The 20331-nt window shown below is 70.9% G+C and carries 17 protein-coding genes; 11 read left to right on the top strand and 6 right to left on the bottom strand.

What is annotated here, in order from left to right:
* Positions 1-44 precede the first annotated feature (44 nt).
* The 6 genes from KF837_11025 to KF837_11000 all read left to right on the top strand — a co-directional run bounded on the left by KF837_11025 (position 45) and on the right by KF837_11000 (position 6805).
* Positions 45-1316, top strand: coding sequence for a hypothetical protein (locus KF837_11025; protein MBX3227842.1), 1272 nt, complete (start codon positions 45-47; stop codon positions 1314-1316).
* Positions 1317-1446: 130 nt separating this feature from the next.
* Positions 1447-3150 carry an outer membrane protein transport protein gene (locus KF837_11020; GenBank protein MBX3227841.1) on the top strand — a complete coding sequence of 568 codons (1704 nt, stop codon included), beginning with the start codon at positions 1447-1449 and terminating at the stop codon, positions 3148-3150.
* A gap of 43 nt (positions 3151-3193) precedes the next feature.
* Positions 3194-3625: a hypothetical protein gene (locus KF837_11015; protein MBX3227840.1), complete on the top strand. Its 432-nt coding sequence runs from the start codon at positions 3194-3196 to the stop codon at positions 3623-3625.
* A complete protein-coding gene (locus KF837_11010; GenBank protein MBX3227839.1) occupies positions 3622-4767 on the top strand; it encodes a serine hydrolase in 1146 nt (381 codons plus the stop codon). The genes KF837_11015 and KF837_11010 overlap by 4 nt, the downstream gene beginning before the upstream one ends.
* Positions 4764-5060 carry a hypothetical protein gene (locus tag KF837_11005; GenBank protein MBX3227838.1) on the top strand — a complete coding sequence of 99 codons (297 nt, stop codon included), beginning with the start codon at positions 4764-4766 and terminating at the stop codon, positions 5058-5060. Before KF837_11010 ends, KF837_11005 begins: the two co-directional genes overlap by 4 nt.
* A gap of 41 nt (positions 5061-5101) precedes the next feature.
* Positions 5102-6805: an ATP-binding cassette domain-containing protein gene (locus KF837_11000; protein ID MBX3227837.1), complete on the top strand. Its 1704-nt coding sequence runs from the start codon at positions 5102-5104 to the stop codon at positions 6803-6805.
* Here the strand turns inward: KF837_11000 and KF837_10995 are convergent.
* The 4 genes from KF837_10995 to KF837_10980 all read right to left on the bottom strand — a co-directional run bounded on the left by KF837_10995 (position 6802) and on the right by KF837_10980 (position 12234).
* Positions 6802-8415 carry a hypothetical protein gene (locus KF837_10995; protein ID MBX3227836.1) on the bottom strand — a complete coding sequence of 538 codons (1614 nt, stop codon included), beginning with the start codon at positions 8413-8415 and terminating at the stop codon, positions 6802-6804. The genes KF837_11000 and KF837_10995 overlap by 4 nt on opposite strands.
* Positions 8416-8461: 46 nt before the next feature.
* Positions 8462-9397, bottom strand: a complete 936-nt coding sequence (locus tag KF837_10990) for a hypothetical protein (protein ID MBX3227835.1) — start codon at positions 9395-9397, stop codon at positions 8462-8464.
* A gap of 1099 nt (positions 9398-10496) precedes the next feature.
* On the bottom strand, positions 10497-11012 hold the full coding sequence (locus KF837_10985; GenBank protein ID MBX3227834.1) for a hypothetical protein: 516 nt from the start codon (positions 11010-11012) through the stop codon (positions 10497-10499).
* Positions 11013-11070: 58 nt separating this feature from the next.
* Positions 11071-12234 carry a hypothetical protein gene (locus KF837_10980; protein MBX3227833.1) on the bottom strand — a complete coding sequence of 388 codons (1164 nt, stop codon included), beginning with the start codon at positions 12232-12234 and terminating at the stop codon, positions 11071-11073.
* Positions 12235-12265: 31 nt separating this feature from the next.
* Here KF837_10980 and KF837_10975 point away from each other — a divergent pair, with 31 nt between their 5' ends.
* The 5 genes from KF837_10975 to KF837_10955 are packed head-to-tail and all read left to right on the top strand — an operon-like array spanning position 12266 to position 17986.
* Positions 12266-12751: a hypothetical protein gene (locus KF837_10975; protein MBX3227832.1), complete on the top strand. Its 486-nt coding sequence runs from the start codon at positions 12266-12268 to the stop codon at positions 12749-12751.
* Positions 12748-14289 carry a GMC family oxidoreductase gene (locus KF837_10970; protein ID MBX3227831.1) on the top strand — a complete coding sequence of 514 codons (1542 nt, stop codon included), beginning with the start codon at positions 12748-12750 and terminating at the stop codon, positions 14287-14289. Before KF837_10975 ends, KF837_10970 begins: the two co-directional genes overlap by 4 nt.
* Positions 14286-15983, top strand: a complete 1698-nt coding sequence (locus tag KF837_10965) for a protein kinase (protein MBX3227830.1) — start codon at positions 14286-14288, stop codon at positions 15981-15983. The genes KF837_10970 and KF837_10965 overlap by 4 nt, the downstream gene beginning before the upstream one ends.
* Positions 15984-15989: 6 nt before the next feature.
* Complete coding sequence (locus KF837_10960; GenBank protein MBX3227829.1) at positions 15990-16745, top strand: methyltransferase; 756 nt, start codon at positions 15990-15992, stop codon at positions 16743-16745.
* Entirely contained in the window at positions 16742-17986 is a 1245-nt protein-coding gene (locus tag KF837_10955) for a Zn-dependent hydrolase (GenBank protein ID MBX3227828.1), read from the top strand. The genes KF837_10960 and KF837_10955 overlap by 4 nt, the downstream gene beginning before the upstream one ends.
* On the opposite strand, the gene tadA (KF837_10950) is transcribed toward KF837_10955, so the two are convergent.
* Positions 17983-19062, bottom strand: coding sequence for a Flp pilus assembly complex ATPase component TadA (gene tadA / locus KF837_10950; protein MBX3227827.1), 1080 nt, complete (start codon positions 19060-19062; stop codon positions 17983-17985). The two genes, KF837_10955 and tadA (KF837_10950), sit on opposite strands and share 4 nt — an antisense overlap.
* A partial coding sequence (gene tadA / locus KF837_10945; protein MBX3227826.1) for a Flp pilus assembly complex ATPase component TadA occupies positions 19062-20331 on the bottom strand: 1270 nt, incomplete at its 5' end. The genes tadA (KF837_10945) and tadA (KF837_10950), both read right to left, overlap by 1 nt.

The raw sequence follows: 20331 nt of genomic DNA, 5'->3' as shown, positions 1-20331 counted from the left end.
TTGCGGCGAAGCGAGCGGGCACGACCGTTGCGAGAGCCCCCACCATGCGGAACACGGTGGCGGCGCTGGCGTGCGGGCTCTTCGTCACCGTCGTCGCGTGCGGCGAGGTCGACCCGTACGGCGACCTCGGCGACGTCAACGGCGCGTCGACGGCGAAGGACGACGACGACTCGGCCGCCTCCTGCTCCTCCGAGATCAAGGGCGTCGACCCGGAGAGCCTCACCGCGTGCAAGGGCACCAAGTCCGGATCGAAGGGCCGCTGCGTCCCGAAGGCGACCCTCGCGAACTTCGCCGACACCTTCGAGTCCGCCGACTGCAAGGGCGAGGCGGCGTGCGTCCCGGAGGAGCTCGTCAAGAGCGGCTCCAAGATCGAGCTGAAGAAGTGCACCGGCGTCCTCAACTCCGAGGGCCGCTGCTTCTGGCCGCTCGCGAAGGACGTCATCGCGAACTACGACATGCTCAAGGGCGCGACGAAGGACCAGTGCGAGGGCGACCAGGTCTGCGCCCCGTGCGCGCACCCCGTCACGAAGGCGGAGACCGGCCTCTGCAAGCTCGGCGGCGGCGGCAACTGCGACAGCGGCGGGACGGGTGGCTCGTCGTCGAACGGCACGCCGGACCCGATCGGCAAGTGCCCGCAGGAGGAGGAGATCCTCCCCGCGGAGTCGTTCAAGCAGGAAGACTGCACCTCGAACATGCTCTGCGTCGACGCGAGCCTCGTCGGCGAACAGGCGGGCAAGCTCGCGAAGTGCAAAGCTGGCGTGTGCGCGCCGAAGAAGTCGGTGCTCCGCGGCGGCGGCTACGTGCCGAAGACGTGCAAGTCGACCGGCGGCTTCGAGGGTCGCTGCTCGAACGTCGGCATCCCGGAGATCGGCGCGCAGAAGGCGCTCCTCCCGAAGGCGGACTGCGACGCCGACGAGCTCTGCGCGCCCTGCTTCGATCCGCGCACCGGCAAGGAGACCGGCGCGTGCTCGCAGGCCTCGTGCGACAAGCCGAAGGATCCGCCGAAGACGTTCGCGCAGTGCTGCGGCGGCACCGGCCGCTGCGTCCCGACCGAGGCGGCGGGCGAGAACGCGAGCAGCCTTGGCAAGGACACGTGCTCCGGCGAGACTCCGGTTTGTGCTCCCAACGAGTTCGTCGGCCTCGCGCAGCCGCGCTCCTGCAAGGCCGGATTCGGTCTCATCAAGGGCATCTGCCTCTCGCGCTGCAGCGTCACGACCGGCGGCGCCTTCGCCGGGCTCATCAAGGGCGACTGCGACGACGGCGAGCTCTGCGCGCCCTGCAGCAAGGTCCCCCCGGGCACCGCCGGCTGCAACTGAGAATATTCAACGCAGGGGCTCTGCCCCTGCACCCCGCTCGCACGATGCAGAAAACGCGAAGACGCGTTTTCTGCATCGTGCTCGCTTCAGTTGGGGGCTCGCGACGACGGCCGTCCTCGTGATGGTCTTGGTGTCGGGTCGCGCCGCCGCCGGCGGGATCGACGAGATGCCGGATCAAGGGGCGGAGGCGCTTGGGCGCGGCGCGACGTTTACGGCGAAGGCCGACGACGCGACGGCGCTCTACTACAACGTCGCGGGGCTCGCGCGGCAGCGCGGGACGAAGCTCCAGATCACGGCGAACAACCACTTCAACACGATGACGTTCCAGCGCGCCGGCGAGTACGCCGACGACTCGACCGATCCGCTCACGCCGTGGGGCGGCCGCAAGTACCCGCTCGTCGAGGACAAGAACAAGTCGTTCACGCTGCCGATGCTCGTCGCGTCGTCGGACTTCGGCGTCTTCGATCGCCTCACCTTCGGGCTCGGCGTCTTCGGCCCCGCCGCGACGGGGCGCACGTTCCAGCTCGGCGTGAACGGCCTCCCCTCCCCTAGCCGCTACGACGCGGTGCAGTCGAAGTCGCTCCTCCTCTTCCCCACGCTCGGCGCCGCGTACCGCGTCACCGACCAGCTCGACATCGGCGTCTCGGCCTTCCTCGCCGTCGCGGACGTGAACCAGATGGCGATCGCGTACGCCGACTCCGGCGGCGGCGCGTGCAAGAACCCCGAGTACCGGCCGTGCGACGCGGAGGGCCGCTTCACCGGCAAGGGCACGAGCGCGGGCGCGGCGCTCGGCGCGATGTTCCGCGTCAACGAGGCGATCCAGCTCGGCCTCCAGGTGCGCTCGCCGGTGTCGATCAACATCAACGGCAGCACGACCGCGAAGATCGGCGCGTCGAAGGAGTTCGGCGAGCCGACGACAGCGGGGACCACGCTCGATCTCCCGTGGGTCGTCCGCCTCGGCGGCCGCTACGTCACGATGGAGAAGACGGAGGCCGAGAAACGCGAGCTCTGGGACGTCGAGCTGAACCTGACCTACGAGACGTGGGGATCGGCGCAGGACCCGGGCCCGCAGGTGAAGACGGCGGACCCGCTCGGCACCGGCGACGTCACCACGATCCAGAGCCTCCACAAGTGGAACGACACGTTCGGCGTCCGCGTCGGCGGGGCCTACAACTACGCCCTCGACGCGCGCGACGACGCCGCGGCGGAGAACATCCTGGTCTTCCGCGCGGGCGCCTTCTTCGACAGCTCGGCGACGGAGCCGAAGTACACGCGCCTCGACTCGAACACGCTGCCGAAGATCGCGGGCACCGCCGGCCTCGGCTTCAAGCACGGGCCGTGGAGCATCAACCTCGCCTACGCCGCGGTCGCGTCGCTCCCGCGCACCGTCACCGACGGCGAGCTCCGCCCCAACAACGGCGCGAAGGGCGGCGACAACGTCGACGGCGACGGCAACCTGCTCCCGCCGGTGAACAACGGCGACTACGCGGCCTTCTCGCACGTGCTCGCGATCGGCGTGGAGGTGAACTTCGAGCGGTTCTTCCGCGACCGGAAGCCGACCTTCGGCGATCCGGAGTACGAGAACCTCGCCGGCGACGTGCGCGCGCCGAAGCCGAAAGAGAAGGAGACGACGAACGAGGACGAGGACGCGGACGCGGACTCGCCGCCGCCCGTGAAGGCGAAGCCGAAGCCGAAGTCGAAGGAGGAGGTCGAGCCGCCGGGGACGTGGTGGAAGCCGCGCGTCTCGGACGAGCAGCTCAAGCCGTACCAGGAAGAGGACGACGAAGAGGAGGAGCCGCCGCCGAAGCCGGCGCCGCGGCGCCCGAGACGCTGATCCACGGAGGTCCGATTTGCGACTACGTCCGATGCTGTTCACCATGCTCGTATGCAGCGCCATCGCGTCCCGCGCGAACGCGGAGCCGCCGCGCGCGTCGATCGCGCGGGAGCTCGCGGTGTCGATGGGGACGACGACGCTGCTCTCGCCGGCGGTCTACACCGGCGCGCGCTTCGTCGGTGAGTCGTCGCCGAGCCTCCTGACGTCGGCGCTCCCGGCCGTGCTCCTCGCCGCGGCGCTCCCGCCCGCGATCGCGGCCGGCGCGCTCTCGTTCGAGCGGAGCCGCGACGGCGCGCGGAGCGGCTTCGTCAAGCCGTACCTCTATGCGCTCGGCGCGCAGGTCCTCGTCCTCGCCGGCTCGTTCCTCGCGAAGACGTGGGTCGCGGAGCCGAAGGACCTCATGCTGATGTCGCTCGCGACCGGCCTCGCGACCGGCGGCGCCGCCACCCTCGGCGCGGAGATCCACTTCCGATGAGGGCGGTGCTCCTGGCCGTCGCGCTCGTTTGTGTCGCGCCGGCGGCGGCGGAAGCGGCGCCGTGTCCGGCGCGGGCGGCGTGGCCGACGAACGGGTTCCCGCGGCGGACCGAGGAGACGGCGCGCCTCTTCCCCGAACGCGTGCGCGCGCTCGAGGAGTACATGTTCACGCTCGAGGGCGCGAACGAGGACCGGAAGGGGATCCGCACCGACGCGCTGATGGTCATCCATCAAGGCGCCGTGTTCTACGAGCACTACGGGCGCGGCTTCACCGCCGCGAACCCGCACCTCGCGTGGTCGGTCTCGAAGACGGTGACGCAGCTCCTCACCGGGATGGCGGTCGCCCACGGCGCGCTCGCGATCGACGACTCGATGTGCCGCTTCTTCCCCGACTTCGGCCGTCGCTGCGACCTCACCGTGCGGCACCTGCTCGAGTTCGCCTCCGGCTTCGACTGGGCCGAGAACTACGAGGACGACGGCTCGCGCCAGGACTCGAGCGTCGTCGCGATGCTCTACGGCGAGGGCCACCGCGACATGGCGAGCTTCGTCCTCGAGCACGATCGCTCCGACGCGCCCGGCGCCGCGTACCGCTACTCCACCGGCGACTCGACGCTCCTCGGCGGCGCCGTCGATCGCGCGATGCGCCCGCGCTTCGGCGACGACTACCCGTGGACGGTGCTCTTCGATCCGCTCGGGATCAAGGAGATGACGATCGAGCAGGACCTCGCCGGTCACCGCGTCGGCGGCGCCTACTCGTGGGCGCCGCCGGAGGACTGGGGCCGCCTCGGCTTCTTCATGCTGAACGACGGCTGCTGGGAGAACGGGCGCATGCTGCCGGAGGACTGGATCGCGCAGGCGACGACGCCGAGCGAGGCGTTCCTCCGGAAGCGCCACGACGTGGGGGCGACCGATCAGCAGGGGCGGCAGCTGTGGCTCAACCGGAAGCTCCCCGGCGTCGCGGAGCAGCCGTGGCCGGATCTCCCGGAAGACACGTATTCAGCGATCGGCCACTGGGGCCAGTACATCGCGGTGATCCCCTCGAAGGACCTCGTCATCGTCCGGAGCGGCGACGATCGCGACGACGAGGCGCTCGACGTGAACCGCTTCTTCAAGCTCGCGCTCGCGCTCACGGGGGAGCCGTGAAGCGCGGGCTGGCGCTCGCCGCGGCCGCGCTCGTCGTCGGCGCGTCGGCGTGCAGCCGCTACGAGGACAACGACCTCGAGCTGCTGACGGTGTACTCGGCGAAGATGACGTGCTCGTGCGTCTTCGTGATGAAGCGCGACGACGCGTACTGCCGCGAGTGGGCGCGCGAGGTGCCGAACGTCCGCACGCTCACGATCGACCACGAGAAGAAGCGCGTCGAGGCGCAGGCGATCGGCTTCTGGGGCGCGAAGGCTCGCTACGTCGACGCTCGCCGCGGCTGCGTCGTGGAGTAGCGGGCCACGCGCGGCGACGATCGTGCTATGAGAAGCACGCTTTGATCGTCCTCGACAATGTCACCAAGCGCTTCGGTCCGAAGATCCTCTTCGAGAACGTCTCGATGCAGTTCGATCCCGGGAAGCGCTACGGCCTCACCGGCGCGAACGGCGCGGGCAAGTCGACGCTCCTCAAGATGCTCGAGTTCAACGAGGACACCGACACCGGGTCGATCACGATCCCGGGCAAGCTCCGCCTCGGCGTCCTCCGGCAGAACCACTTCGAGTACGAGCACGAGCGCATCCTCGACACCGTCATCATGGGCAACAAGGCGCTCTGGGACGCGATGCAGGAGAAGGAGAAGCTCCTCGCCGGCGACGTCACCGACGAGGTCGGCATCCGCCTCGGCGAGCTCGAGGGCATCGTCGCGGAGGAGAACGGCTACGTCGCCGAGAGCGAGGCGGCGGAGCTCCTCGTCGGCCTCGGCATCCCGATCGACAAACACGAGTCGAAGATGAGCTCCCTCGCCGGCGGCTACAAGCTGCGCGTCCTCATCGCGCAGGTGCTCTTCGGCCGGCCGGACGTGCTCCTCCTCGACGAGCCGACCAACCACCTCGACCTCGAGTCGATCCGCTGGCTCGAGAGCTTCCTCTGCAACGAGTTCAAGGGCACCCTCGTCGTCGTCAGCCACGACCGCCACTTCCTGAACGAGGTCGCGACCCACATCGCCGACGTCGACTACCAGACGATCACGGTCTACACCGGCAACTACGCCGACTTCGTCGACGCGAAGTACGAGAACAACCAGCGCGCCGCGGCGCAGGCGGCGACGGCGAAGAAGAAGGTCGCCGAGCTCCAGGAGTTCGTGCAGCGCTTCGGCTCCCACGCGTCGAAGAGCAAGCAGGCGCAGTCGCGCGTGAAGCAGATCGACAAGCTGAAGGAGGAGCTCGCGACGAAGGGTCCCAAGCGCTCGTCGCTCGTGCGCCCCTTCGTCCGCTTCGAGTTCGAGAAGCCGTCCGGCCGCGACGTCTGCCGGATGGAGGACTTCTCGAAGACCTTCAAGGACGACAAGGGCAAGGACATCGTCGTCTTCGAGAAGGCGAACCTGCACGTGAACCGCGGCGACAAGATCGCCGTCATCGGCCCGAACGGCGTCGGCAAGACCACGCTCCTGAAGCTCATGATCGGCGGCTTCCCCGGCCTCGACGAGGACACCAAGCTCGACGGCCTCAAGGCCGACGACGGCGTCGTCAAGTGGGGCCACGAGACGTCGGTCGGCTACTTCGCGCAGGACACGCACGAAGCGCTGAACCGCACCGCCGCCGGCATGAACGCGTTCCAGTGGCTCTACCAGTGGGACAAGATGGCCCCGCAGGAGAACATCCGCGCCGCGCTCGGGCGCCTCCTCTTCACCGGCGAGGCCGGCCTCAAGGCGGCCGCGACGATGTCCGGCGGCGAGTGCGCGCGCCTCCTCCTCGCGAAGCTCATCGTGCTCAAGCACAACGTGCTCGTCCTCGACGAGCCGACGAACCACCTCGACATCGAGTCGATCGAAGGCCTCCTCGAGGGGCTCAAGCTGTTCAACGGCACGATCGTCTTCGTCAGCCACGACCGCCACGTCGTCAGCTCGCTCGCGACCCGCATCGTCGAGCTCCGCCCGCGCGCCCCCGGCGAGGGCGCCGACATCCTCGACTTCGGCGGCACCTACGACGAGTTCCTCGAGCGCCAGGAGCGCGAGCGCGCCAAGGCCGCGAAGGCCAACTAGCGCGCCCCCTCGCAGTAGCCGAAGCTGCAGACGGGGCGGTCGCCGGCGCAGTCGAAGCTCGACGCGCACGGCTTGCACTCGGGGGGCGTCGCGCCGGGCGCGGCGGCCTCGAAGGCGCAGTCGCACGGCGACGTCGGGGTGTACGGTTCGAGCGGCGCGGCCTCGCGCGCGCGCTGGACGTGCATCGCGCACTGCGGGACGTTGCCGGTGCGCTTCAGCGCGCCGAAGAGATCGACCGAGCGCACCGGCGGCTCCTGGCGGCTCGTCATCACGTAAACGAGGCGCCGCACGGTGTCGTCGCGCGCCGACTTCTTCGCGCCGGTCGGATCGAGGTGCGGGTTCGCGACCGCGATCGGCTCGCCGGCGCTGGTGCGCGCGAGCACGTGGAGCGGGAGCCACATGTAATAGTGGCCGTCGCGCACGTTGCGGCGATCGAAGCTCGCGGGATCGCTGTCGGGGTAGAACGCGACCGGCTGGACGTAGTGCTTGTACGCGAGGGCCTTCAGGACGTCGCGGTTCGGGTCGACGATCTCGGAGGAGCTGAAGCCGATCGTGGCCTGCGGGTTCGGCGACGTGCGGATCGCGGCGAGCATGTTGCTCGAGCCGTTCGCGTCGCGGCCGCGGAGCGCGTCGGGCGGGAGGCCGAGCGAGAGCGCCACCGTCTGCTGGTTGCCGGAGCTCGCGCGGCGGCGGAAGACGAGCTCCTCGTTCGTCCACGGCGCGACGCCGGAGCCCGCGCCGAAGCCGAAGACCTTGTACGCCGCGGCGGCGCTGATCGCGCGCTCGCGCGCGGTCGCCGGCACCGTGAACATCACGGTGTTGGCGGGGCCGACGTAGTCCTCGACGTTGGCGGGGAGCGTGAGCTGCTCGGAGAGGCCGGACTCGCCGGCGCACGTCGTCGCGAAGAGCGCGGACGTCGTGACGTCGGCGGGGTGCTCGCCGCTCAGCGTGCAGCGGTTCTTCGTGCCGTCGGCGTCGAAGTAGACGATCTCGCCGGAGAGCTTCGGCTCGCCGATGAGCATGCTCGCGACGCCTTCGCACGAGCCCCGCTCCGCGTAGAAGATGGTCGCGGCCGAGCCCATCGCGCGCGCGATCGTCTCGAACGGCAAGCCCGTCGCGCCGAGCACCATCACCGGGTTCGGCTTCGTGGAGATCGGGCACGGCGGCGCGGGCGGGAGCGGCTCGCCCGGCTCGGAGGGATGGTCGCCGACGAACGGCGGCAGGTCGGGGCCGCGCGGCGGCAGCGCCGGACGCGGGGTCGCCGCGGAGTAACCGGCGATGCGCGTCTCGTCGTCGAACTCCTCGTAGCGCGCGTCGGTGCACGCGATGAGGAGCTCGTCGTTCGTCTGCGGCTCGCAGTCGAAGCAGCCGCGACCGCCGAAGCCGCTCCAGTCGATGCACTCGGCGCGGATCCCGGCGTCGAGGTACGTGTCCTTGTTGCCGCGCGCGCCACCGTCGACGACGAAGTAGCCGCTGCTGCTCGTCGACGCGCCGCGGCCGTAGCCGTAGTCGGGGCTGTCGTACGCGCCCCACCCGGAGGTGCAGGCGACGAGCGTGGCGCTCGCGGCGACGGCGCCGGCGAGTTTCTGCGAGAGGGCGAGAGGCTTCATTCGACGTGGTTTCCTCGACGTTGGAGATCGAAAGCGGAGTTGGAGCTCAGAAGCGCAGCGCGAAGCCGGCGGAGAAGATCGGGCTGTAGGTCGAGCGCTGGAGGTAGCGGCGATCGTTCGTCGGGTCGGGCTTCCGCTCCTCGACCGCGAACGCGGGCATGTCGGCGCGCAGCGTGATCGCGCCGCCGACGACGTGCGTGCGCATGAGATCGAGGCCGATCTCGGCGTAGCCGGCGAGCCCCGCCTTCCCTTTCAGGTCCTCGCTCACGTAGCCGCCGTGGTGCATCACGGTCTGCTTCCGCGCGATGAAGTCGACGCCGAGGCCGAGCCCGGCGAAGGGCGAGAAGTCGGTCCCGGCGAAGTGGTGGCGCGCGCCGCCGGTGAGGCTCGCGTACGAGAAGTCGGCGTCGCCGTCACGCGCGACGTCGACCGCGCCGAGCGTGACGATCGCGCCCGCGACCGACGCGGGCTTGTTGAACGCGTCGCCGGCGAGGCGAAGATCGCCGACGAACGACCAGCGCTCCGAGCCGGCCGAGATGGCGAGGTTCGCGCCGGCTCCGATCGCGCCCGCGCCGCCCGCGCCGATCATGCCCATCCACGCGTGGACGTGCGACGCGCGCTTCTTCGGCGTGCGCGTCTCCTCACCGACGACGTTGTTCACCGTCACCGTCTCGGCGACGGGCTTCTGCTCCGCGCTCGCCTCGACCAGCCGCGGCGCCGCGACGCTCACCTCGTCGAGGCCCGAGAGGATGACCTGCTCGTCGCGGTCGCCGTCCGGCGCGCGCTCGACGAGCGTGAGGATCACCTTCGACCCGAGCTTGCCGAGGTGGACGCGGAAGCGCCCGCTCCGCCCAGCCTCGCGCACCGCGCGGCAGACGATCTGCTCCACGCCATCGGCGTCCGCGTCGGAGAAGCCTTCGTGTTTGTCCACCGCGCAGCTGGCCTCCTCCTCCGCCGCCGCCGCGACGCGCGCGGTCCCCACCCCTCCAACCACGGCAAGAAACACGAAAAGCCTGGAGAAAAGAGAACGCCGCATCGTCGCTCCCCGACCATGCGAGTTCCGGTCCAGTCATCGAACCACTTGCAAGTGGTTGAACCATTTGACCACTGCGCAGCGAGCTACGCGCGAAACCGACCAGCTGGTTCGCGGCGGTCGCCGCCCGTCTCGGGGGTCCGGAGCGGTTGCCTTCTCGGGGACGGTTGCCGTCAGCTGCTTCGCGGTGGGCTCCCGTCTCGGGTTCCGCGGCGGTTGCATTGCCCTCAGCTGCTTCGCGGCGGGCTCCCGTCTCGGGTTCCGCGGCGGTTGCATTGCCGTCAGCTGCTTCGCGGCTCCCGTCTCGGGGACGGTTGCCCTCAGCTGCTTCGCGGCGGGCTCCCGTCTCGAGCTCCGCGGCGGTTGCATTGCCCTCAGCTGCTTCGCGGCGGGCTCCCGTCTCGGGCGGCGGAGCCCCGCGCGAGCACCCACTCTCGAACAAGCGCCCCTCGGCGGCGGCACCGCGCGCGGAGAGGCCCCCGGCGGGAGAGCTCGAGAGGGCAGAGCCGGCAGAGCCCCTCTGCGGGCCTCCGGGGGCGGAGCGCGCCCCGCGCACGGAGAGGCCCCGACGGGTGAGCTCGAGAGCAGAGCCGGCAGCCCCTCTGCGGGGGTCCGGGGGCGTCGTAGCGCGCCCCGCGCGCGGAGAAACCCCCGGCGGGTGAGCTCGAGAGGGCAGAGCCGGCAGGCCCCTCTGCGGGGGTCCGGGGGCGTCGGAGCGCGCACCGCGCGCGGAGAACCCCCGGCGGGTGAGCTCGAGAGGGAGCTCGAGAGCCCCTCTGCGGGGGTCCGGGGGCGTCGGAGCGCGCACCGCGCGCGGAGAAACCCCCGGCGGGTGAGCTCGAGAGGGCAGAGCCGGCAGGCCCCTCTGCGGGGGTCCGGGGGCGTCGAAGCGCGCACCGCGCGCGGAGAACCCCCCGGCGGGTGAGCTCGAGAGGGAGCGGGCAGGCCCCTCTGCGGGGGTCCGGGGGCGTCGGAGCGCGCCCCGCGCGCGGAGAAACCCCCGGCGGGAGAGCTCGAGAGGGCAGAGCCCTCTCGAACAAGAAAAGCCTCAGCGCATGAACGGGATGCCCAGCGCGGCGATGCTTGCCTCGATCTGCTGGCGTGCGATCGAGCCGCTCTCGTCGACCTCGTAGTCGTCCTTCTCGATCTTCAGCGTGCGCGTCGCGGTGACGTCGGCCTTGCCGACGACGTGGTACTTCACTACCCCCGTCATCGCCTCGCGCGTGAGCTGGAGCGCGAGGTCGATTGGGATCGCGGTCGGGACGCGGACCTGCGTCGTGCGATCGGCCGGGAGCCATACGCCCTCGCCGCCCGGCGACCAGTTGATGGGCAGCGTGTAGCGGTCCATGAACGTCACGTTCCCCCGCATCGCGCGGACCGCGACGTCGTAGCTGTTGGGGTTCGTGACGTCGAGCACGACCGTCATCTGGACGGCGAGGCTCGGCGGGAAGCCGACCTGCACGCCGGCCATCTCCGCGTGATGAACCTTCATCGTCGGCTTCTTCGCGCACGCGGCACAAAGGACGACGAAGACGACAAGCGACCACCGAAGAAAGCGGCTCACGAAGCCCAGGGTAGACGGGTCCGCCGTCCGTTTCGATGCAATCCCGACGCGTTCGGAGCTATTGCCGCAGCAGGTGGAACGGGAGCTGGAACGTGACCTTCGCGTCCGGAGCCGGGAACTCCCAGGTCATCACGTCGTTCGCGATGCAGCGCGCCACGACGTTCGCGGTGTCCATGTTGCCCTCCGCCGTGATGCCCTGCGCCTCCGCGGAGGCGACCTTGCCGTCCGGGCTCAACGTCGTGAAGATCGTGACGCTGAGCTTGCGGAGGCCCGCCGGCGCGGCCTCCCAGCAGTTGCGCTTCGTGTGGGGGCTCTTCTCGCGGACGACGCGCTCCACCGTGGAGGCGTCGAAGACGCGCTCCTCCCCCGCCCCCGCGTCCGGATCGGCGTGCGTGCAGCCGTCCTCGGCGCCGCCCCACGTCGAGCAGAGCGTCTCCGCGACCACGTCCTTCGCGCAGCGCTTGCCGTCGAAGGTCCAGCCCTCCGGGCACGTCGGCGGCGGCGCCTCGCCGTTCAGCGGGAGGAGCGCGACGCGGAGCGGCGCGGAGCAGCCGGAGAGCTCGACGCCCTCCGCCTCGGCGCGCTGGCAGATCGGCGCGAAGCCCTCGCGCGTGAGCGCCTCGCCGCCGCCGGAGAACACGTTGTCGGTCGCGTTCGGGGACGCCTGCGCGACCGCGAAGCCGCCGACGTACACCGCGCTCACGACGTGGGTGGCCTTCTTGCAATCGAGGCCGACGAGGTCGTACTCCGTGATCGTGCTGCCGACCGGGAGCGCGGCGGCGCCGACGAGCTTGTAGTCGGCGCGCAAGACGCGCGGTCCGCCCAGCGTCATCGACAGGTTCGAGGCGCCGACGGGGAGCTGGGCGAGGAGCTCGTCGATCGTGCGCGCGGTCCGCGTGTCCGCCGAGCTCATGGGAGAATACACGTATCGGTCCTTCGGCCCGACGCAGCCCGGCAGGAGCTCGAGCTCGACCTCGCACCCCTTCGCCTGGTACCGAACCGCGACGACGCCCCGCCGCCGGAGCTTGTCGAGCTGCGCCCGGCTCTCTGCGTCCCACGCCATGAGCTCGGGCTCCCGCGGCGCCCGCACCGCCGCGCAGTTCGCCCCCGCGTACGGATCGGCGACGGTGGGCGTCACGGTAGAGGCGGCGCGCGACGAGGTCTTGCATGCGGCGGTGGGCAGCAGCAACACGCTCACGACGACGACGACCCGACCCACCATGGCCACCAGCAACCTACTATACTTGGGCACGTTGCCGCAGCCTGTTCGCCTGATCACGAAGGACTACGCGCGCACGACGCTGCGTCCCGGTCACCGGCCGGTCGTGCGCGCGCTCGCGGAGGCGATGTTCTCGCCCGACGGCGAGGTCGCGCCCGAGCGGCTCGACGCGTTCGTCGACGACGTCGACGCGTTCATCAGCCCGGCGAGCAAGACGCTGCGCTTCGGCCTCGTCCTGATGCTCGTCGTCATCCGGTGGTCGCCGCTCCTCTTCTTCCGCTTCCGGACCTTCGACGAGATGAGCGTCGACGATCGGCTCGCGCACCTCGAGCGGCTCGAGCACTCGAAGGTGCGGCAGCTCCCGCTCCTCGTCGTCGCCTACAAGACGATCATGACGATGATCTTCTACGAGGAGGAGGAAGAGCAGCGCGCGATCGGATACCCCGGCCCCGAGCGCAAGCGCTGGAAGCGCGGGGCGTCGCTCCCGATCGCGAACGTCGCGAACGAGGCGCGGCCTTGACCCTCCCCGTCCTCCGCGGGCGCGAGCAGACGGCGCCGTTCTCGGCGAGCGTCGACGTCGTCGTCGTCGGGTCCGGCGCCGGCGGCTCCGTCCTCGCGCGCGAGCTCGCGAGCGACGGGCGGAGCGTGCTCGTCCTCGAGGAGGGCGGTCACTACACGCCCGAGGAGTACGGCGCGCTCACGCCGTCGCACTCGTTCCGGCGCCTCTCGCGCGAGGCCGGCATGTCGGTCGCGCTCGGCCTCGGCGACACGCCGCTCATCAGCCTCCTCGCCGGGAAATGTGTCGGCGGCTCGAGCGTGCTCACCGGCGCGGTGTGCTTCCGGATCCCGGAGGAGGTGCTCGAGGTCTGGAGCGGGCCGCTCGGCCTCGATCGCATGACGCCGGAGGGGCTCGATCCCTACTTCTCGCAAGTCGAGAAGATCTGCCACGTCGAGGACGTGCCGGTCTGGATGCGCTCGCGCGCGACGGAGCTCTTCGTCGAGGGCGCCGACAAGCTCGGCATCCCGATGAAGACGATGCGCCGCAACACGAAGGGCTGCATGGGCGCGGCGCGCTGCAACTTCGGCTGCCCCAACGGCGCGAAGATGAGCGTCGACGTCTCGTTCCTCCCCGCCGCGGTCGAGCGCGGCGCGAGGATCGTGTCCGACGCGCTGGTCGAGAGGATCGACATCACCGGCGGACGCGCGCGCGGCGTGCGCGGCCGCTTCCTCGACGCCGTCACCGGCGAGCCCGGCGTCCGCTTCGACGTGCGCGCGAAGGTCGTCGTCGTCGCGTGCGGCTCGATGCACACGCCGCTCTTGCTCCGGAGGAGCGGCCTCGACTCGGTGCACATCGGGCGCCACCTGACGCTCCACCCCGCGGTGCGCATCGGCGCGCTCTTCGACGAGGAGGTCGACGGCTGGGACGGCGCGCTCCAGAGCGTCTACACCGATCACTTCCTCCACGACGGCATCTGGCTCAACGGCGTCTACAGCGCGGTGAACGTGCTCGCGGCCGCGTTCCCCGGCATCGGCCGCACGCACCGGAAGCTCGTGAAGCAGATGCCGAACCTCGCCTTCTTCGGCGGGATGGTCCACGACGACGGCGGCGGCCAGGTCCGGCGCTGGATCTCGCGCGAGCCGCTCGTGCTCTATCGCATGGCGGCGCGCGATCGCGAGCGCCTCTTCAAGGCGATCCACATCCTCGCGAAGATGGCGTTCGCCGCCGGCGCGAAGGAGGTGCTCACGCCCGTCTTCGGCGCCCCGACCGCGAAGAAGCTCTCGGAGCTCGACTACCTCCTCGAAGGAAAGGTCCCCGCCGGCCGCGTGGAGTGCATGGCGTTCCACCCGCTCGGCTCCGCGAAGATGTCGGCGCGGAAGGAGGACGGCGTCGTGAAGCCGACCGGCGAGACGTGGGCGGTCGAGAACCTCTTCGTCTGCGACGGGAGCGTCCTGCCGACGAGCATCGGGGTAAACTCGCAGCTGCCGATCATGAGCGTGGCGATGATGTTGGCGCAGGGGATGCGGTCGGACTGGTCGACCTACGCGCGGCGATCATGAGCAAGGAAGACGAGCTCGACGCGCCGACCGTGCGGCCGAAGAAGCAAGAGGCCGCGGACCCCAACAACACGATCGTCGTCGCGCGCTCCGTGCAGCAGGGCCTCATCTCCGACACCACGCCGGACGGGAATGAAGCGCTCCTCGCCGAAGAGCGCCCGCGCGAAGTCCTCGTCGCGTCGGAGATGCCGCCGCAGTCGATCCTCGAGCTCGTGCGCCTCGAGCCGGCTACGCGCCTCGTCGTCGAGGGCCGCGTCGCTTCGGGCGGGATGGGCCGGATCGACGTCGCGGTCGATCGCGCGCTCGAGCGCCGCGTCGCGATGAAGACGCTGCACCCCGAGCTCCGCGCGGACGAGCAGTCGGTGCGGATGTTCCTCCGCGAGGCGCGGCTCACCGGCCTCCTCGATCACCCCCACATCGTGCCGGTCTACGACATCGCGGAGGGCAACGACGGGCAGCTCTATTTCACGATGAAGCTCGTCGAGGGCAAGACGCTCCAGGCGATCGCGGACGCGCTCCCCCGCGGAGTCCCCGACACCGCGACGCTCTACATGCTCCTCGACGTCGTCGCCCGCGTCTGCGACGCGCTCGCCTTCGCGCACTCGAAGGGCGTGCTCCATTGCGACCTGAAGCCCGCGAACGTGATGGTCGGCGAGTACGGCCAGGTCTTCCTGATGGACTGGGGGATCGCGAAGATCGTGAAGACGGAGGAGGCGATCACGCCGTCGAAGCGCCCGAAGGCGGGCGCGCCGTCGATGACCGACGACTCGATCATCGGCACCACCTGTTACATGTCGCCGGAGCAGGCGCGCGGCGATCGCAAGGCCCTCGACGCGCGCTCGGACGTCTTCCTCATCGGCGCGCTCCTCTACGAGCTGCTCACGCACCGCCCGCCCTACGTCTCGAAGGACCGCCTCGAGACGCTGCTGATGGCGCAGGCGGCGCAGGTGATCAGCCCGCGCCGGATCGCGGGCGAGCTCGCGGTGCCGCTCGAGCTCGATCGCATCGTGATGCGCGCGATGGCGAAGGACCCCGCCGATCGCTACCCCTCCGTCGCGGCGCTGAAGGAGGACGTCGTCCGCTTCATGCGCGGCGGCGCCGAGTTCCCGCGCAAGACCTTCGCCGAGGGCGAGATCATCGTCGCGGAGGGCGACGAGGGCGACGCGGCGTACATCGTGGTGGAGGGCCGCTGCGAGGTCTCGAAGGAGATCGGCAACGGCCCGCAGGTGCTGCACACGATCGGCGTCGGCGGCGTGTTCGGCGAGATGGCGATCCTCACCAAGAGCGCGCGCACCGCCACCGTCGTCGCGGCGGAGGCGACGACGTGCCTCGTCGTGACGTCGCAGGTCCTCGAGCAGGAGCTCGCCGCGCTGAAGCCGTGGATGGCGACGCTCCTGAAGTCGCTCGCGACGCGGTTCCGCGACATCGACACCGCGCACCGCGCGACGTTCGCGCACGCTCCTTCGCCGGCGCGCATCGCGAACCAGGTGCTGATGCACGTGCTGGCGTGGGGCGAGGACGGCGCGATCGCGTGGTCGAAGCTCGTCGCCGACCTCGAGGCGCAGCTCGGCTCGCCGCCGCTCACGCTCTTCGCCGTCATCGGCCGCTACGGCCTCGAGCTCGACGTGGAGGCGGATCGCCTGCGCATCCCGGACGTGGACGCGCTGCGCGAGCGCCTCCGCGGCGAGCTGGGGTGAGCGCGGGTGAACGCGCCCTCGCTCGAGGACGTGCGCGCGGCGGTGCTTCGGCTCTTCATCGACGCGCCGGGGGCGGGGCTGCGGAAGGAAGACGAACAGAAATGCCGCGAGCTCCACGCGCTCTTGCCGTGGATCGCGAAGGTCCGCCGCGGCGCGCACGTCGTCGACGCGGCCGCGGGCAAGGCGAGCGTCGGCCTCGTCGCGGCGGAGCTGCTCGAGGTGGGGGCGCTCACCGTCATCGAGCGCGACGCGGGCCGCGTCGCGGCGTGCCGCGCGGCGGCGAAGCGGCTCACACGTGAGGTGCCGGTCGACGTGCGCGCGAGCGACGTCGCGGCGGCGGACGCGTGGCCGCCGGAGCCCGACGTCGTCGTCGCGCTCCACGCGTGTGGACCCGCCGCCGACCTCGTGCTCGACGGCGCCGCGCGCGCGGGCGCACGCACGGTGCTGGTGGTGCCTTGTTGCTACGGCGACGCGGTACCGTTCCGGCGACGCGCGACCGCCGCGGTCGAGGGGCTCGGCTACGTCGCGGACGATCTGCTCCGCCGCCGCATCGCCGCGTCGCTGGTCGATCTCGAGCGCGCGCTGCGCCTCGAGGCGGCCGGCTACGAGACGAGCGTCGAGGAGCTCGTCGCGCCGACGGTGACGCCGCACAACCTCCTCATCGCGGGGCGAAAGACGGGCTCGCCGGTCCGCATCGCCCGCGCTCGCGCCCGCCTCGACGCCCTCCACGCCGCCGCGATCCCCGCTACAATCGACCCATGACGCAGAAGCTCACCATCAACGGCGATCGGCTCTGGACCTCCTTGATGGAGCTCGCGCGCATCGGCGCGACCCCGAAGGGAGGCGTCTGCCGCCTCGCGCTCACGGACCTCGACAAGCAAGGGCGCGACCTCGTCGTCTCGTGGGCGAAGCAGGCCGGGATGACGGTGACGATCGACAAGATCGGCAACGTGTTCATGCGCCGCGAGGGCAAGAACCCCAAGCTCGCGCCGATCGCCACCGGCAGTCACATCGACACGCAACCCACCGGTGGCAAGTTCGACGGCAACTACGGCGTGCTCGCCGGGATCGAGGTCGTGCGCACGCTCAACGACAAGAAGATCGAGACCGAGGCGCCGATCGAGGTCATCTTCTGGACGAACGAGGAGGGCTCGCGCTTCGTCCCCGTCATGATGGGCTCCGGCGTCTTCGCGGGCGCGTTCACGCTCGAGCACGCGTACGCGGCGAAGGACGTCGACGGCAAATCGGTCGAGGAGGAGCTCCGTCGCATCGGCTACGCCGGAGACGAGGAGCCGGGCAAACACCCGCTCGGCGCGTACTTCGAGGCTCACATCGAGCAAGGCCCGGTGCTCGAGGACGCGGGCAAGACGATCGGCGTCGTCACCGGCGTCCTCGGCCTCCGCTGGTACGACTGCGTCGTGAACGGCATGGAGGCGCACGCGGGCCCGACCCCGATGGCGCTCCGCAAGGACGCGCTCCAGGTCGCGACGCGCATCATGCAGGAGGTCGTCGCGATCGCGAACCGCTACCCGCCGTACGGTCGCGGCACGGTCGGCTTCGTCCAGACCTTCCCGAACAGCCGCAACGTCATCCCCGGCCGCGTGAAGTTCTCGATCGACCTCCGCAACGTCGACCAGGAGCGGCTCGACACGATGGACAAGGAGATCCGCGCCTTCATCGAGAAGACGGCGGCGGACTCGAAGCTCGAGATCAGCCTCGAGCAGGTGAGCTACTTCGCCCCGTGCCCCTTCGAGAAGGGCTGCATCGACGCGGTCGAGCGGGGCGCGAAGGAGCTCGGCTACTCGTACATGGAAGCGGTCAGCGGCGCGGGCCACGACGCGGTGTACATGGCGCGCCTCGCGCCGGCGGGCATGGTCTTCATCCCCTGCAAGGATGGCATCAGCCACAACGAGATCGAGGACGCGAAGCCGGAGCACATCGAAGCCGGCTGCAACGTCCTCCTCCACGCCATGCTCGACCGCGCCGGCGTCGCGAAGGGCTAGTCGACGAGGTCGGGGCGCGTGCGGCGGACGACCTCGGCGAAGGCCTCTTTGTCGAGGGCGCGGTCGAGGGCGGTCTCGGCGGAGATCGCGCCCGACCCGAGGTGGCGCTCGAGGTCGGCGTCGAGCGTCTGCATGCCTTGCGGGGAGCCGGCGACGAGCGCCTCGGCGACGCGGGTGTACTTGCCGTCGCGGACGATGGCGGAGATGGCCGCGTTCGCGACGAGGACCTCGTGCGCCGCGACGCGCGGCTTGCCGCCGGCGCCGGGGAGGAGATGCTGCACGACGACGCCCGCGAGGCAGTCCGCGAGCAGCGACTGGAGGCGCGGGTGCCGCTCCGGCGACACACCCGCGAGGATGCGCTGGAGCGCCCCCGCGCTGCCGCTCGCCGGCACGGTGAGGAGGACGAGCACGCCGTCGCTCGCGAGCTTCAGCACCGGCTCGACGTCCTCCGTCGACGGCAGGTCCGAGACGACGAGGACGTCCGGGTTCTCGCGCGGCGCGCTCCTCAGCGCGGACGCGAACGTCGGGACGTGGGTGCCGATCTCGCGCTGCGTGATCTGCGCGCGGAGAGACTCGTGCACGAACTCGATCGGGTTCTCGAGCGTGAGCACGTGGCAGGGGCGCGTCTTGTTGACGTGATCGACCATCGCCGCGGTCGTGGTCGTCTTGCCCGCGCAGGCCGGGCCCGCGACGACGACGAGGCCGCTGCGGCGATCGGCGAGGCGCCACACCACCTCGGGGAGACCGAGCTCCGTGAGCGAGGGCACGCGCGCCGGCACGAGGCGGAACGACGCCGCGATGCCGGAGTGCTTCACGTAGTAGCTGGCGCGGAAGCGCGCGACGTCCTTGAACTGGATCGCGAGGTCGAGATCGAGGTCGGCGGCGAGGCGCTGGCGCTGCGCCGGAGTCACGAGCTCGAGCAACATCTCCTCGAGCTCCTTCGCCGTGACGGGCTGATCGCGGAGCGGAGCGATCTCGCCGCGCACGCGCCCGAGCGGAGGCTGGTTCACCGCGAGGTGCAGATCGGTCCCGCCGCGCTTCACGAGCTCGTCGAGGATCGGATCGATGTTCGCCACTAGCCTCTCCTCCCGGCGACGAGCGCGTCGAGATCGACCGGCGACTCGGCGTACTGCCGCGCGACCTCGATCGTGACCTTCTGCGCGCGGACGAGATCGGCGAGCGAGCTGTCGAGGTGGACGACGCCCTTCCCGCTCACCTTCCCGCCCGCGAGCTCGTGGAGACGTCCCTGCTTGATCGCGCCCCAGAGCGCGACCGAGGCGGGGAGGAGCTCCACCGCCGCGTGGAGACGGGTGCGATCGGCGCTCGGCACGAGCTGCTGCCCGACGACGAGGCGCAGCGTCGACGCGAGCGCGGCGCGCGCCCACGCGTGCTCGGTGGGGCCGAACATGCGCAGCATGCGCTCCGCCGCCTGGACCGCACCGGGCGCGTTCATCGTGCCGAGGACGAGCCGTCCGCCCTCGGCCGCGGTGAGCGCGAGGCGCACCGAGTCGACGTCGCGGAGCTCGTGCACGACGACGACGTCGGGATCCGATCGGAGCGCGCTGTGGAAGGCCTTCGCCTTCGTGCGGGTGTGGAGGCCGACGTCGCGCTGGCTGACGAAGCCCTTCTTCCGCGGATGCACGTGCTCGATCGGCTCCTCGATCGTCGCGACGTGCTTCGCCGACTCGCGGTTGAGCATGTCGACGAGCGCGGCGAGCGTGCTCGACTTGCCGTGACCGGCGGGACCCGCGATGACGACGAGGCCGCTCTCGTGCCGGATGCCGGCGGCGACCGCCTCGGGCAAGCCGAGCGACGCGAGCGTGGGCAGCTCCTTCGCGATGACGCGGAGCGTGAGCTTCACGCCCGTGCGCTGGCGCGACACGTTCACGCGGAAGCGCCCGTGGGTGAGGTGCTCGACCGCGAACTCGCACGAGCCCTCCTTCTCGAGCGTCTCGCGGAGGCGCGCCGGCACGATGTCCTTCGCGATGCGCTCGACCTGATCGGCGGGCACGCTCTGGGTGCGCTGCTGCAGATCGGACGCGACGCGGAGGAGGACGGGGCGGCCCGCCGCGATGATGAGGTCCGTCGCCTTCGCCGCCACCGCCATCGAGAGGAAGGAGTCGATCGCGGCGGAGGAGTCGACGCGCGGGCGGTCCTTCTCCGGGATGTTCGGCGCGGTCGTCGTCGGGACGGGGCCGCGCGCCTTCGCCTGCGTCGCGGCCTGCTGCGACGCGCGCGCGACGTCGACGCCGCCGGGCAGCGAGACCGTGTCGCCGTCCGCGTCCGCGTCGGCGTCGATGACCTTCTTCGTGCCGGGCTGCGCGGTCGTGATCTCGACGTCGTCG

This window comes from Labilithrix sp., from assembly GCA_019637155.1.
Lineage (GTDB): Bacteria > Myxococcota_A > Polyangia > Polyangiales > Polyangiaceae > Labilithrix.
The sequence above is the reverse complement of the archived record's forward strand: the minus strand, read 5'-3'. Positions and strand labels throughout refer to the sequence as shown.

Excerpts from the sequence above, each read along its gene's own strand:
- KF837_11025 (MBX3227842.1), top strand. The coding sequence starts at position 45 with ATGCGGAACACGGTGGCGGCGCTGGCGTGCGGGCTCTTCGTCACCGTC.
- KF837_11015 (MBX3227840.1), top strand. The coding sequence starts at position 3,194 with ATGCTCGTATGCAGCGCCATCGCGTCCCGCGCGAACGCGGAGCCGCCG.
- KF837_11010 (MBX3227839.1), top strand. The coding sequence starts at position 3,622 with ATGAGGGCGGTGCTCCTGGCCGTCGCGCTCGTTTGTGTCGCGCCGGCG.
- KF837_10995 (MBX3227836.1), bottom strand. The coding sequence starts at position 8,415 with ATGAAGCCTCTCGCCCTCTCGCAGAAACTCGCCGGCGCCGTCGCCGCG.
- KF837_10980 (MBX3227833.1), bottom strand. The coding sequence starts at position 12,234 with ATGGTGGGTCGGGTCGTCGTCGTCGTGAGCGTGTTGCTGCTGCCCACC.
- KF837_10965 (MBX3227830.1), top strand. The coding sequence starts at position 14,286 with ATGAGCAAGGAAGACGAGCTCGACGCGCCGACCGTGCGGCCGAAGAAG.
- KF837_10955 (MBX3227828.1), top strand. The coding sequence starts at position 16,742 with ATGACGCAGAAGCTCACCATCAACGGCGATCGGCTCTGGACCTCCTTG.